Here is a 15070-nt window from a genome sequence, read left to right on the forward strand (position 1 = left end):
TTAGTGTAATGGAGTATTTTTAATAGTTCTAAATAAATATTTAGACTAAAATTGTAGAAAATACTAAAGATTATACCGCTAGTTTAAAAACTGGTTTTAGATAAAGGATAATATAACATAAGGACAAAGCATGCTTTGTCCCTAAATTAACCATTATAAAATCAAGATATTATATAAAATTATGCTGAAGCCAAAACGGCTGAATCATTTTCATCATATTCAATAGGAATAACATTATATTCTTTGTTCTTTTGTTGGGTTTGCCACAAATCGTAAGCTAACTGCATTTTTAACCACGTTTCAGGGCTAGGACCACGACCTAGCCATTTATGTAACCGAATTGCCATATCGGGCGTGATTGCAGATTTTTCATTGAGTAATCTTGATAAAGTTACGCGTGATATACCTAACTGTCTTGCTGATTCTGTTACTGTTATATTAAGTTCAGGTAAAATATCTTCTCTAACAATTGCCATAGGGTGAGGTGGATTATACATTCTCATATTTTTACTCCTTAATGATAATCTTGGTAATTGACTATTTCAACATCACCATTTTCAAATTTAAATGTAATACGCCAATTTCCGTTTACTTTTACACTCCAATGCTCCTGCAAAGCACCTGATAATTTATGTAAATCATAACCAGGTAAATTAATTGTTTGAATATCTGTTGCATTCTCTAAAACCGTTAAAATACGATTTAACTTATTTTTATGAGATACAATAATCCCTGCAGTAGAACCAGTTCTAAAAAACTTTTCTAATCCTTTATGTTTAAATGAAATAATCACAATAACTACCTATTTGATTAATACAGATCAATTGTATCGCCACTCTTTACAACTGTCAATTAAGATATTCAATTTTACAAATCATTTAACCTTTTCAAAAAATCTTCCGCATCCATAAATCCGTTAATTCGTTTATGAGGTTGTTCTTGACCTTGTTCATTAAAGAATAAAATAGAGGGTAAACCTAAAATGTTTAATTTTTTCATTAGTTCTTTGTTTTTTATAGTATTTTTAGTTAAATCTGCTTTTAAAACAACCATCTGTTGTAATTTTTGTTTTACTTTTGGAGCGGAAAAGGTTTCTTCTTCTAACATTTCACAGGCGACACACCAGTCTGCGTAAAGATCTAACATTATTTTTTGACCTTTATAAGCGGTCACTTTTTGTTGTAAATCTGCAAAACTGTCTACATAAATGACGGCTGATGATGATTGTTTTTGTGATGAAATATTGGAATTAAAGAATAAATCTAAATAAGGTTTTGAACTCACTGCTAAACCCATAAATAACAAAATATGTAATAATTTATGCCATATTTTGTTTTTTGGAAGTTGAAAACTTAACCAAGCTAAAAAGACCAAAGCTAATGAAGACCACATAAAAGGTTCAATATACTGTGGTAATATGCGATTTAATAAAAAAATAGGTAAAGCTAACATTACGAAGCCAAAAGCAATTTTTACTTTAATTAACCATTCTCCTGATTTTGGTAGTATTTTATTACCGAATAAGGTAATAAAAATCAATGGGATACCCATACCTAATCCTAATAAATAAAGTGCAGTACCACCAATAAGAAAATTTCCTGTTTGAGCAACATAGAGCAACGCACCTGAAAGCGGTGCAGAGGTGCAAGGTGAGGCAACTAAACCTGCAACCATTCCCATTACAAAAGCACCTTTTATTGATCCGCCTTGCTGATTTTGATTAATTGTATTTAGTTTCTGTTGCCAGCTATTTGGTAATTTAATTTCAAATAAGCCAAACATTGAAAAAGCGAATAATATAAAAATAATACTTAAACTAATTAATACAGGAGCACTTTGCAATGCGACTTGAAAAGGTAAGCCAATGCTGACGACAAGCAAGCCCAATAATGTGTAGGTAAGTGCCATTCCTTGCACATAGCTAAAACTTAATAAGAATGCTTTTTTGGTATTGGGTCTATGTTGTTGCCCTATGACAATGGCTGAAAGCAAAGGTAACATTGGCATTACACAAGGAGTAAAGGCTAATCCTAAGCCGAAAATTAAAAACCAAAAGAGAGAAATTGGGTTATTTTCAAGCTGATTAATATCTGTTGAAGCGGTAAGATCTTTTGTGAAATTTGCAAATTTTTGATCAGATGTGACCGCTTCATTTTTTATAAAATGGACGGTTTGTTTTTCAGGGGGATAGCAAAAACCTTTGGTACACCCTTGATATTCAATCGTTAAATTAAAATCAGGTTGTGTTGAAACAGCATTAACATTGATTTCAAGCTGCTTTGTATAAATTTCAGTATTACCATAAAATTCATCAAAATATGGTTCACCTTGAGGAAGTACAATTGGTTTAATTTCACCATTTTCAGGTGTAATACTCATTTTATTTTTATATAGATAATAGTTAGGTGAAATTTGCCACAATAATTTTAATGTATTGGTCTTTTGTTCAGATGAAAAAATAAATGCTTGTTCACTGGGTAAATATTGAGGTTTATTCTGTTTAAATAAATTTGCTGAGCTAGAAAAAGTCAGCACTAAACTTAACATTAAGGTTAAAAATCGAATCAGCATAAGTTTTAAAAGTGTAAAGTTTTTATCAGAAAGCATTTTACTTGGTTATAACATACTTTAGCAATCATTTTATTTGTCCTTAAATTCACCGATAAAAATGGAAAATACTTCATCTAAAACTTTACTTTTTTTCAAAAAATGATACATTGATCACAGTTTTTTATGGAGTGAACTGTGCCTCAATTAAATCTACAATCTCAAGATTATTCGAGTATTTCGCAAATAGATATTGCGATACAGAGAGTTAATGCACTTGATGAATTACGGATAGAGCGTACGCTTACTGCAACCACAAATAATACTGATTTTCAGCACGTTTTCCAGTTACTTACCTTACTTATTCATTGTAATCATCCGAAGTTACCCGCTTATGTACCCTCTGCACCAAAAGGAATTTGGCAATTTTCATTGACCCCTTATCAAAAACAATTTTTAACCAAAAATATTTATGATGATACATTGTTGGAAGTGGATGAACCAAGTTTTGATGCTGTGTATGCAATGGGAAGTACGGGATCAATTTCACAAACCCCTACTTCTGATTTAGATATTTGGGTATGTAGTGAAAAATATTTTAATTTACAACAGCAATCATTAATCGAAAGTAAGTTTAGTTTAATCCAAGAGTGGGCAAATAAATTCAATGTGGAAATTCATTTTTATTTAATGAATCCTAATCAATTTAAAAAACAATTTTATTATAATAAAGTAACCAAAGAGAATAGTGGTTCAGCACAACACTTTTTTTTGTTAGATGAATTTTATCGTTCCGCTATTCGTCTTACAGGAAAAAGACTATTGTGGCTTCATCTTTTAAAAGAAGAAGGGCAATCTTATCAAGAAGCTATTGAGCAACTTATTTCCGATGGGGTAGATCTTGATGAATGGTTAGATTTTGGGGATTTTTCAGCGCTTTCCATTGATGAGTTTTTTGGTGCGAGTTTATGGCAACTTTATAAGAGCATTAATTCTCCTTATAAATCAGCTATAAAAATTTTATTGCTAGAAAGTTATACAAAAACCTATCCTGAAACAAATTTAATTTCTAAACAATTCAAAAAAATGTTATTGCAAGATAAACGTTCGGATTATCATTTTGACCCTTATTTAGCAATACTTGAGCAAGTTACTGCCTATTTAACTAAAGAACAAGAATTTGAACGTCTTGAAAACATTCGTCGCTGTTTTTATATTAAGGTGACAGAAGGAATACCACAAAATAATGGTAGTTGGCGTTTAAATCAATTACAGGAATTGATTTCAAAATGGCAATGGTCTCCAGAACAGGTGAAAGAATTATCTTGTCGAACAGAGTGGAAAGTTAAACAAGCAATTTTGCACCAACAAACTTTGGTTGGCATTTTTATGCAGAGTTACCATAAATTGATTAACTTTGTAAGACAACAAAATATTACCCCTACTATTCTTTCTCAAGATAGCGACATATTAGTCCGTCAACTATATTCCACATTTGAAGTTTTGCCAGGAAAAGTGACATTATTAAATAATAAAATAAAATGGAATTTAGCGGAGGATGCCCTCACTTTTGTGGAAGCGAAAGCACCTAAAAAAGGATGGTATTTACTGAATCATCCCCCTAAAATTATGTACGATTCTAATTCTCGTTATGTACAACATTTTCCTTATCTTATTCAACTGATTTCTTGGGCGTATTTTAATGGATTGATTACCCCTAAAACGGATTTACATATTATTAGTAAAACCGTTAATTTAGTTCAGTTACGTCAATTTATTGCAGATATTCGTTTAAATATACCTATTAGAGTGCCTTTACCAAGTAGTGAAGCGTGGCATCATCCTAATGAAATACAACATTTAGTGGTAGTCGTTAATTTAACCAAAGATCCAACAAAAGAAATGAATGAGATGTCATTTAAGCCTTCATCAAAAGAATTATTTAATTTAGGATATTCTCAACAAAAGGTTGTAGGTAGCATTGGGTTAATTTATCGTAATATGTGGAGTGAAATTAGAACAGAGTATTTTGAGGGTGAAAATGCCGTTTTAGATGCATTAAAACTTTTATCTAACAAACTTTACCAAAGTACTTTTGCACCTCATTCATTAAATGTATTTTGTTATTCTCGACATTTTAATCAACAATTACAATCTTTAATTAGTGCTTTGGTTAACCGTTGTATTGTTATACAAACAGGTGTTAATTATCAAAAACAACTATTAATACGTTCTGAGATTTCTAATCAAAAATGGCAGTTTGTATTTGGAAATATTGAAATAAACTCAGAACAAGCGGTAGGATTATCTCAAAAATTTACAGAAAAAGAGCGTTTATTAAAAAAACATTTGCTCCCTAAAGAAATTGGAGAGTTTGCAATTGAGGGTTTTACCCAATTCTTTTTTGAAGATCAAACAGAAACTACCTTTAATGTTTATATTTTAGATGAAAAAAATCATTTAGATTGTTATTTAAACTGTAAGGGAAGTAAAGATAAAAAAGTGAAATTGATTAATGCCACTTTTGCAGAAAAAAAAGCACAAAAACTCAGCTTTAATTTTCCTCAGTTTTATCAGTTTGTTGAAAAGGAAGGGAAAAAACATATTGAATTATTTGAAAGTATTGCATAATTTTGTAAAATAATTATCATATCCTATTGTTGAAATAACGTTTATTTTATAAATGTGAGAAAGCTCACATTTTTGAATATATTTTGAGATTTTTTATAAAAAATTCAGTAAAATTTACACACTTTATAATTTAACTTAATGAGGTCTTATCTATGAATGGTTTATTAAACAGCTTATTAGGGATTTTTGTTCTTTTAGGGATTGCTTTTTTATTCTCTAATAACAAAAAATCAATAAGTTTTCGTACTGTTTTTGGAGCATTAGCAATTCAGGTTGGTTTAGGGGCATTAATTCTTTATGTTCCTGCTGGACGTGATGCGTTAGGTGCTATGGCAACAGGTATTCAACACGTGATAAATTACGGTAACGAAGGTATTGCTTTTGTTTTCGGTGAACTATCAACTACATTTAAACTTGGTTTTGTTTTTGCATTTAGAGTATTACCAACAATTATATTCTTCTCCGCATTAATTTCAGTACTTTACTATATCGGTATTATGCAAATAGTGATCAAAGTGTTAGGTGGATTGCTACAAAAAGCATTAGGTACTTCAAAAGCAGAATCAATGTCAGCAGCAGCAAATATTTTTGTTGGACAAACAGAAGCACCATTGGTGGTTAAGCCATTTGTTAATAAAATGACTGAATCTGAGTTATTTGCAGTAATGGCTGGTGGTACAGCATCAATCGCAGGTGCAGTAATGGCAGCTTATGCTGGAATGGGTGTCCCTCTAACTTACTTAATCGCAGCATCATTTATGGCTGCACCAGGTGGGTTATTATTTGCAAAAATTATTCTTCCACAAACTGAAACATTTAAAGATGAATTAGAAGAAGTTGATTTAGAAAAACCTGCAAACGTATTAGAAGCTGCGGCATCTGGTGCGAGTACTGGTTTAGGTCTTGCTGCTAACGTGGGTGCAATGTTAATCGCATTTGTTGCATTAATTGCATTAATCAATGGTCTTCTAGGTGGTATCGGTGGCTGGATTGGTTATCCTGATCTTTCATTAAACTTAATCTTTGCTTACGCATTTAAACCACTTGCGTGGGTAATCGGTGTTCCTTGGAATGAAGCAGGTATTGCTGGTGAGATGATTGGTATTAAATTAGTTGTAAATGAATTCGTAGGCTATTTAGAATTCATCAAATACTTAGCACCTGAATCAGCCATTCATTTAAGTGATAAAACAGTGGCTATTATTACATTTGCACTTTGTGGATTTGCAAACTTCAGTTCAATCGCAATCTTAATTGGTGGTATTGGTACAATGGCACCAACTCGTCGTAGTGATATTGCTCGCTTAGGTATGAAAGCTGTATTAGCTGGATCTTTATCTAACTTAATGAGTGCAACAATTGCAGGTCTATTTATTGGACTTGGTGGTGCAATTGTAGGTTAAAATTTGTATAGCGTAAGTAAACACCACTGCTTAATCAGTGGTGTTTGTCGTTTTAGTATTAGAAAAACGATTGCTTCAAAATTTAAAGAAGAAATAGGAGAAAAGTAAATGACTCAAAAACAAGTTGCAAAACAAGCATTATCTTTAATGGATTTAACGACTTTAAATGATAATGATACAGATGAAAAAGTGATTGCTTTGTGTGAACAAGCAAAAACAGAATTTGGTAGTCCTGCTGCTGTTTGTATTTATCCACGTTTTATACCTGTAGCACATAAAAAATTAAAAGCATTAGGTTTAGACGTAAAAGTAGCAACAGTGACTAATTTTCCTCACGGTAATGATGATATTAACATTGCAGTAACAGAAACTAAAGCAGCAGTCGTTTATGGTGCTGATGAAGTGGATGTCGTATTCCCATACAAAGCATTAATTGCGGGCAATGAAGAAGTTGGCTTTGAATTGGTAAAACAATGTAAAGCCGTATGTGAACAAGCGAATGTTTTATTAAAAGTCATTATTGAAACAGGCGAATTGAAAACAGAGCAACTTATTCGTAAAGCAAGTGAAATTGCGATTAATGCCGGGGCAGATTTTATTAAAACATCAACGGGTAAAGTACCCGTGAATGCAACCTTAGAATCTGCAAGAATTATGTTAGAAGTTATTCGTGATTTAAATGTGGCAGATAAAGTCGGTTTTAAAGCGGCTGGTGGTGTAAAAACAACCGCAGAAGCTGAACAATATTTATCATTAGCGGCAGATATTTTGGGTAAAGATTGGGTAAATTCAACTCACTTCCGTTTTGGTGCATCAAGTTTATTGGTTAATTTATTAGCAACATTAAATGGAACAGAAGAGCAATCGGTGACAGGTTATTAATTACAAAATAATTTTGTAAATTTATAATGAAATCATACCGCTTAAACTTTTTATTAAAAACTAAATGAGGAAAATAAAATGGCAACTCCACATATTAACGCACCAGAAGGTGCATTTGCAGATGTAGTATTAATGCCGGGTGATCCACTTCGTGCTAAATATATTGCAGAAACTTTCTTACAAGATACAAAAGAAGTAACCAATGTTCGTAATATGCTTGGTTATACGGGAACTTACAAAGGACGTAAAATCTCTGTAATGGGACACGGAATGGGTATTCCATCTTGTTCAATTTATACTAAAGAATTAATCACAGAATACGGAGTAAAAAAAATTATCCGTGTTGGTTCTTGTGGTGCAGTACGTGAAGATGTGAAATTACGCGATGTTATTATTGGAATGGGTGCTTGTACCGATTCAAAAGTAAACCGTATACGTTTTAAAGATCACGATTTCGCTGCGATTGCAGATTTTGATATGACAGTAGCAGCAATTCAAACCGCTAAAGCCAAAGGTGTTAACGTTCGAGTAGGTAACCTTTTCTCTGCTGATCTTTTCTATACCCCAGATTTTGAAATGTTTGATGTAATGGAAAAATATGGCATTTTAGGTGTTGAAATGGAAGCGGCAGGTATCTATGGTGTGGCTGCAGAATTCGGAGCAAAAGCATTATCGATTTGCACAGTTTCAGACCATATTCGCACAGGTGAACAAACTACGGCAGAAGAACGCCAATTAACCTTTAATGATATGATTGAAATTGCATTAGAGTCAGTTTTATTAGACGACTAATTTTTTATTCCATATTTATAATAAGGTATAGTAAACAAAATCGTTGGTAAAAAGTGGGAAAAAGCCTTACATTGTAATGCTTTTCCCCACTTTCCTTAAAAAGAAATAAATAATCCAACCTCTTCAAAATAAGTTCAACCCTTATTTAATCTGACCCACCAGTTGCTTTCAATTAAAAATAATCATATTTGCTTATTCATAATTTTGAATGATAGCATTATTCTCCCCTTGGATTGAGAAAACTTATTTGAAAGTATTAAAAACATATAAAGGTAACAAGTTTTTATAAAAATACCAATCAAAAACGGTATGACTTTATTTTGCAAAAAAATAAAAAGATCATACCGCTTAAAAATCAACTACTTACTATACTTCCCAGCCATTGCCTGATAAACAAGGTTTTCATATTGTAGGGTGTTATATTTGGCTTGAATAATTGCCAGTTTTGAACCATTTTCAGTATTGATTGCATTTAACCAATCTCGTAGTTCAGAAACACCTTCTTTATAGCGGTTTTGATAGTAGCGACTAATTCTCTTGTTGTAGAAATAGGTCTTTTTCAGATTGCTCAAACTTTTTTTCGATTGCTTATAAGTATAGTAATAGGTACTAATTTCATTTAGTGCTTTAGTACCAATTTGTTCATAATTTAGCTTCGCTAATTTATAATTTTGTTCTGAAATTTTGATGTTTAACTTCACTCTATTCCAATCTAAGAAAGGTAAATTAAAAGATAACGTGCCACCCAATAATTGATTATCTGCAATATCTCCTACCAATGGTGCAGAGCCTGATAAACTCGCCCCTAAACTGAGGGTTGGATACCAACTGTTTTCCGTTGCTTGTAGGCTTTTAAAACCGCTTTGTAAACGGAATAAAGCAGATTTTAGATCAGGACGGTTTGCAATAGTCGAAACAGGTACATCGGTATTCACACCTTGTAATTTCACTTTTAATAAATTTGGATATTTAACAGGAATACTGTCATTTGGTTTTAAATTCAATAAATTACGCAGTGTTTGTTCAGCCGTCTTTTGTGCTGTTTGTAAATTAATTAAACTGTTTCTTGCTTGTAAGACCGCTTGCATTGATTGATCAACATTAAGTTGTGTGATCATTCCTGATTTGTATTTATTATTCATTACTCGACTGATTTTAGTATAATTATTAATACTTTGCTGAGTAATATGAATGGCTTCATTAAAATAGGCTAAGTTGTAGTATGTGTTAATCACAGCATTAATTAAAGCCAAACGAGTTGCTTCTAAATCTTCCACTGTGGCATTTTTTTCCCACTCCGCCGCACTGGCACTGTTTGATAAACGTTGCCATAGATCGAGGGTATAACTTAGATCAAAACCTACATCGTGTCTAATAGATGAGGTACCTGTTGAGCGTGGATTTTTCGCAGAATGCCCTGCTCCTTTTTCTGCTGAAGATTTACCTGCACTACTAAACGTAGGGACTAAATTTGCTCCCACTAGGTTTGCGTTATAAAGAGCTTTATTAACTAAAATTGCACTTTTTGCCAAATTTTTATTATTGGCTAAGGCTGTTTCAATTAATTGATTTAATTGCGGATCTTGATATCCAAGCCACCATTGAGTATCAATTTTATACTGCTTTACGATCTCTTTATAACTGTTATAATTTTTTTGAACTTGTTCAAGACTACCATCTTGGCTCATTTTATTCGCACAACCTGAGATTGCAACGGCGACAAATAAACTCAGTGTAATTTTGGATAGTTTCATTGTATGTCCTTTTAATAATATCTTCAAAAATAATCAAAACCTATTTTAAACAAATATGTCTTAAAGTACTAGTTAAAAAAGGGCAAGAGACTGTCTCCTAAACTGTGTAACTGCAATTTAGTTAAAGATAATCAGCTAAGCGATCATCAAACTCAATCATAAACTTATTGAGAGCTAATTTCCAGTCTCTAATTGGCATTGTCCATTTTTTAGAGGCATTTTGAATAGCCAGATAAACAACTTTTTTTGCTGAGTCATCTGTTGGGAATAATTTTCTTTTATTGATGACTTTGCGAATAACACTATTGACAGACTCAATAGCATTCGTTGTATAAATGGATTTTCTGATGTCCTGTGGGTAGTTAAACAAGGTATTCAGGTTATCCCAGTGTTTATACCAAGACCGTGATATTTGCGGATATTTATCATCATAAGTATTCGCAAAATTCTCTAATTCCTGCAAGGCTTCATCTTCTGTCGCAGATTGATAAATTTTCTTTAAATCTCAAGCAACTGCTTTATAGTCCTTATAAGGCACATATTTCATAGAATTACGCACCATATGGACGATACAAAGCTGTGATAAACAGCATTAATCGCATCAGGAAAGCCCGTTAATCCATCAACACAAGCAATAAGGATATCTTTTACACCACGATTTTGTAATTCTGTCAGCACCCCTAACAAAAATTTAGCTCCTTCATTTTCAGATATCCACAACCCTAGAAGCTCCTTTTGTCCTTGCATATTAATGCCTAAGGCAAGGTAAATTGCCTTGTTAATCACACGTTTATCTTGACGGACTTTAACAACGATACAGTCTAAATAAACAATAGGATAGACATCATCAAGGGGGCGAGATTGCCACTCGATAACATCATCTAATAGTGCATCTGTCACACGTGATACCAGTGTAGGTGAGATTTCAGTCCCATACAGGTCTGACACGGTTTCAGTGATTTCTCGGGTACTCATTCCTTGTGAATATAAATAGATAATTTTTGAGTCGAGTGTAGGCACTCTTGTTTGTCGTTTTTTAATGATTTCAGGTTCGAAAGTCCCTTCTCTATCACGTGGGGTATCGATAGAAAATTTACCTTCTTCGGTATAGACTGTTTTGGATGTCACCCCATTTCTGCTATTGCTACCTTTACGTATACCATTCTTTTGATAGCCAAGATGTTCATCTAATTCAGCATTGAGTGACTTCTCAAAGAAACGTTTGTGCAAAAGTTGTGTTGCTTTTGCGATATCTTCTTGAGAGTCTAGTTGCTCAAGCAGGGCTTCAATTTGGTCGGTTATATTTGTTTTTTTCATGTTGGTATCCACCTTAATGTTTTTCTATATTAAAGCAGATACACAGTTATTTTTATAGTCTCTAAAAAATTACTTTACTTTTTTTGTAAAATAACTATCTCATAAGGTGCGAGATAAATGCCATCATCTACTAGAGAAAATTGACCAATCGTTGTTTTATAATCACTTAAATCAATATTTGGTAATGAGATAAACTGAGTCATATTACTTGGATTTCGTAACGATAAAATGGCTTTTCCGCTCACTTCATCAATACAATGATAACCATATATTTCAAATAGTTCTGGGTTACCACCAATCATTTCACTATATTTCAACGTATTATAATTTTTCTCAATCCATTTTATTGCTCGAGCATTTGCCTGCCATCTTTCATCATCAAACATTGTATAAGAATAATGAAACTCCCAGAAGCCATTCCCTCGTGTTGCGATAAAGCGTAAATAATTTTCAAAATCAGTAATTGAAGCATACATTTGATGATCCATATAACCAGAATGTGCTGTTGTTGCATAAACAGGATCGTGATTATATAAACACGACAAAGGCAATTGAATATGACGATCACGGATAAATTTACGATATTGAATATCACGATAAGTTATCGTGCGGTTTATATCATTACCTGCATTTTCTGTAAAACCAATATCTTGTGAAAGTTGAATCCATAAACTATTTACCCACTGCAACCACCAAGGACTTGGATTCACATAAGAAGTTAGATTGATCCAACAATCACGAGAACCTCTCTCATCTCTCAGATCCGTTAATATTTTGACCAAATATTCATAGACTCGTGTCATTGTGTGCATTCCATATTCACCACTTTGATCTTGAACATCGGGTTTTAATAGCCAACCATCAATTTTCCAATAACTAATATCAAAATCCTTTTGATGTTGTAACATCACTTTTCTTAGATTTTCTAAATAATTAAAATCGCCGACATTCACATCTTGAGATATTTTATTTTTACTTCCCAGTTTTTTATCTTTATTTTTTTCAAGCCAATCACTCATTATAGTCTCAGTCACACAGTAGCCTCCTCGTGGACCAATCCATAAACCTAAACTCGCATTTAAGGAATTAACTAACGCTTTAATCTTGGTTAAACCATTCGGAAATTTATTATTGAAATCCCAAAAACTTGCATAATTATTCCAACCATCATCAACAACATAAGCATCTAGCTTTATCCCATATTTATTGAAACCTTGATGAATTTTTTGAAAACTATCTAAAATGATTTTTTCATCAATTTCTTTCATATGATCGTACCAAGAGTTATATTGTTTTCTGAAATAACTCTGCTGAGAAATGCTTTCAATATAAGAGAAAAATGCCTTTTGAATAGTTAATTCATCATTATCTCGAGCTGATCCAATAATAGCAGACGGTATTTTTTTAGGAAAATTCACTGCCTCACCTAAAAAATACCGTGAAAAATAATGCGTTTCTATTATTCTATTTTCAATCAAAGGAAATTCCGCCCCTAAAAAGAAAGATTTCGCATAAACAGGTTGTCCAGCCTCAACATAGTACCCACTAAAATTTGCCATTTCTGCAATATCATCTTGCTTTTTAGGATAGAAGATATCCGTTTTATCAATAAAATCAAAAATATCTATATCGATAAAATTGATCGCATTGTCTGATGAAATAACTTCTATTTGCTTAGCGATAACATCATTTCTTGCAATATAATCAATAATTAAACAGGTTGTTTCATTATAAAACTTCACTTTAATATTACTATTATTCTGCTCTAAAACATTTGCCTTAAAATCAACTGATGTGACCGTTCTTCCATCTAAATAGGTTATTTCAAACTCTCTATTAGAATTATTTACAACAATTCTACCATTTAATTGATTCACCACTTTTACGGTATAAAATTGATGATCAGCATAATGAAAAATACGCTCAATATTACTATTACTAATTTTCATTTTATATCCTCAAAATATTAGTGTTTTAGCCTTTCACTGCTCCGCCACCTAATGCTTCAATAAAGTATTTACTCGTAAAGGCAAATAAAATAATAGGTGGTAGCACAATCACAAAAATTGCTGAAAAAAGACCATTATAATTCGTGTTAAAACTTGTCGTAAATTGTCCTAATAATGCTGGAACAGTAAGCTGAGCTTTATCAATAATCAGCATTGATGCCCAATAATATTCGTTCCAGTTATTAATAAATGCAAGAATAGCGGCGGTTAAAATACCGGGACGGGCAATAGGCAACATAATCTTCCAAAAAATTTGGGTGTGGCTTGCTCCGTCTATCTCTGCGGCTTCTTCTAATTCCTTCGGAATAATCATAAAATAATTTTTTATAATAAAAAAACTCATTGCAATACCTGAACAGGTATATACAAAAATCAATGCAATAGGAGTATTGAATATACCTAACACACCTACTAATCGGTAAATAGGGAATGTCATTGCCGTAGCAGGAATAAATAGAGTGGAATAAAGCATTGCTGTCACTAATTTTTTACCGCGAAACTCCATTCTTGCTATTACATAAGATGACATAGAAATCATTATGATACTCAGAATGACTGAAATAGAGACGATTTTAAAACTATTCCAAAAATACTTATGTACCCCCAACTCTGTAAATACATTAATATAGCCTTCAATACTTATTTCAGTAGGCAAACTTAAACCTGGATTCATCATTGGATCAGCTTTAAGTGAAGATAAAAATATCCAACCAATGGGAAATAAAGAAATTAAGCAAGTAAATGCCATATAAAGATAGATAATCATTTTTGTGCTTTTAGATAAACTGCCACTATTTTTCATTGGTCACTCCTCTATTTCATTAATTTATTATCTTTATTTCTAAAAATCAGACCGATCAATACAATGATCAACAGTCCACCTAAAATCTGAAATACCCCAACCGTATTCGCACGAGCATATTGTGTTCGTGAACTTGAAACCGCCAATTCACGAATAATAAAACTAATTGATTTTGTACCTGCCGCACCATTGGTTAAGAAAAAGACTTCGTTATAAATCAAGAAACCCGCACTCGCTGCCATGACTGAAATTGTTTTAATCGTATCTTTAATCATTGGAAGCGTAATATACCAATCAACCTTAAAATTACTTATACCGTCAATTTCTGCCGCTTCATATAATGACTTTGGTATTGCAAGGATTTGTCCAAGCACCATAATTGTCGAAGCACCTGTAAAAAAGACATAAGCAGCTGTCATTGCAACGATATTTACCCCCGGAATTAAAAGTACTGAACCATTAAAATCTGGATTGAAAAATTTAATGATCTCATTAACTACACCATAATTTGGATTATAAATTTGTAAAAAATTAACCCCATCGCAGCAGAAGAAATAATGCTTGGAATAATGAATAAATTTCGTGTTACTTTCCAACCTGATAATTTTTTTGATAATATAATAGCAATGGATACTGCAATTGGTACTTGAATAACAATACCTATAATTGCCCAGCGAATAGAATTAAACAGAGCCTCCATAAAAAAAGGATATTCTTTAAAAATATAATGATAATTTGCAAATAAATTATCAAAACCTAAAAATTCTGGATGGCTTAAATTGGTATAATCCCATTTTGTAAATGATGTCACAAAAATAGTCGCCACAGAATAAAAATAAAAGATAAAAAAACAGAGTAATGTTGGTAATAAAAAAGAAAATATAAATAACTGTTTCCCAAACTTTTTATTATTGAATATTTTTATCATAGAGC

The 15070-nt window shown here is 32.3% G+C and carries 12 protein-coding genes and 1 pseudogene; 4 read left to right on the forward strand and 9 right to left on the reverse strand.

Features of this window, described 5'->3' with window-relative positions; all coding sequences use genetic code 11:
* Positions 1 to 179: 179 nt before the first annotated feature.
* The 3 genes from KGI96_RS05270 to KGI96_RS05280 form a co-directional block, all read right to left on the reverse strand.
* Positions 180 to 503: a HigA family addiction module antitoxin gene (locus KGI96_RS05270; RefSeq protein WP_211597986.1), complete on the reverse strand. Its 324-nt coding sequence runs from the start codon at positions 501 to 503 to the stop codon at positions 180 to 182.
* A gap of 11 nt (positions 504 to 514) precedes the next feature.
* Positions 515 to 793, reverse strand: coding sequence for a type II toxin-antitoxin system RelE/ParE family toxin (locus tag KGI96_RS05275; RefSeq protein ID WP_211597987.1), 279 nt, complete (start codon positions 791 to 793; stop codon positions 515 to 517).
* 74 nt (positions 794 to 867) lie between these two features.
* The gene (locus KGI96_RS05280; RefSeq protein WP_211597996.1) at positions 868 to 2571 is read right to left on the reverse strand and encodes a protein-disulfide reductase DsbD; all 1704 of its coding nucleotides are present in this window, start codon (positions 2569 to 2571) and stop codon (positions 868 to 870) included.
* 174 nt (positions 2572 to 2745) lie between these two features.
* On the opposite strand from KGI96_RS05280, the gene KGI96_RS05285 reads away from it, so the two are divergent.
* The 4 genes from KGI96_RS05285 (at position 2746) to deoD (ending at position 8255) form a co-directional block, all read left to right on the forward strand.
* Positions 2746 to 5178 (forward strand): class I adenylate cyclase, encoded by a 2433-nt coding sequence (locus tag KGI96_RS05285; protein WP_211597988.1) that lies wholly within the window; start codon positions 2746 to 2748, stop codon positions 5176 to 5178.
* Between the two features lie 152 nt (positions 5179 to 5330).
* Positions 5331 to 6581, forward strand: coding sequence for a NupC/NupG family nucleoside CNT transporter (locus KGI96_RS05290; RefSeq protein WP_211597989.1), 1251 nt, complete (start codon positions 5331 to 5333; stop codon positions 6579 to 6581).
* A gap of 108 nt (positions 6582 to 6689) precedes the next feature.
* Complete coding sequence (deoC, locus tag KGI96_RS05295) at positions 6690 to 7463, forward strand: deoxyribose-phosphate aldolase (RefSeq protein ID WP_211597990.1); 774 nt, start codon at positions 6690 to 6692, stop codon at positions 7461 to 7463.
* 78 nt (positions 7464 to 7541) lie between these two features.
* A complete protein-coding gene (gene deoD, locus KGI96_RS05300; protein WP_211597991.1) occupies positions 7542 to 8255 on the forward strand; it encodes a purine-nucleoside phosphorylase in 714 nt (237 codons plus the stop codon).
* Between the two features lie 359 nt (positions 8256 to 8614).
* Here the strand turns inward: deoD and tdeA are convergent, their stop codons facing one another.
* The 6 genes and pseudogenes from tdeA to KGI96_RS05330 form a co-directional block, all read right to left on the reverse strand.
* Positions 8615 to 10009, reverse strand: a complete 1395-nt coding sequence (tdeA, locus tag KGI96_RS05305) for a toxin/drug exporter TdeA (protein ID WP_211597992.1) — start codon at positions 10007 to 10009, stop codon at positions 8615 to 8617.
* 121 nt (positions 10010 to 10130) lie between these two features.
* Positions 10131 to 11326: pseudogene (locus KGI96_RS05310) on the reverse strand (IS256 family transposase).
* 74 nt (positions 11327 to 11400) lie between these two features.
* Complete coding sequence (locus KGI96_RS05315; protein WP_213156577.1) at positions 11401 to 13275, reverse strand: alpha-galactosidase; 1875 nt, start codon at positions 13273 to 13275, stop codon at positions 11401 to 11403.
* 25 nt (positions 13276 to 13300) lie between these two features.
* Positions 13301 to 14137: a carbohydrate ABC transporter permease gene (locus KGI96_RS05320; protein WP_211599433.1), complete on the reverse strand. Its 837-nt coding sequence runs from the start codon at positions 14135 to 14137 to the stop codon at positions 13301 to 13303.
* Between the two features lie 11 nt (positions 14138 to 14148).
* Positions 14149 to 14733 carry a carbohydrate ABC transporter permease gene (locus tag KGI96_RS05325; RefSeq protein ID WP_267873286.1) on the reverse strand — a complete coding sequence of 195 codons (585 nt, stop codon included), beginning with the start codon at positions 14731 to 14733 and terminating at the stop codon, positions 14149 to 14151.
* Entirely contained in the window at positions 14634 to 15065 is a 432-nt protein-coding gene (locus KGI96_RS05330) for a carbohydrate ABC transporter permease (protein WP_213156579.1), read from the reverse strand. The genes KGI96_RS05325 and KGI96_RS05330 overlap by 100 nt, the downstream gene beginning before the upstream one ends.
* Between the last annotated feature and the right edge of the window lie 5 nt (positions 15066 to 15070).

This window comes from Phocoenobacter atlanticus subsp. cyclopteri, from assembly GCF_018343795.1.
In the GTDB taxonomy this organism is placed as follows: Bacteria; Pseudomonadota; Gammaproteobacteria; order Enterobacterales; family Pasteurellaceae; genus Phocoenobacter; species Phocoenobacter atlanticus.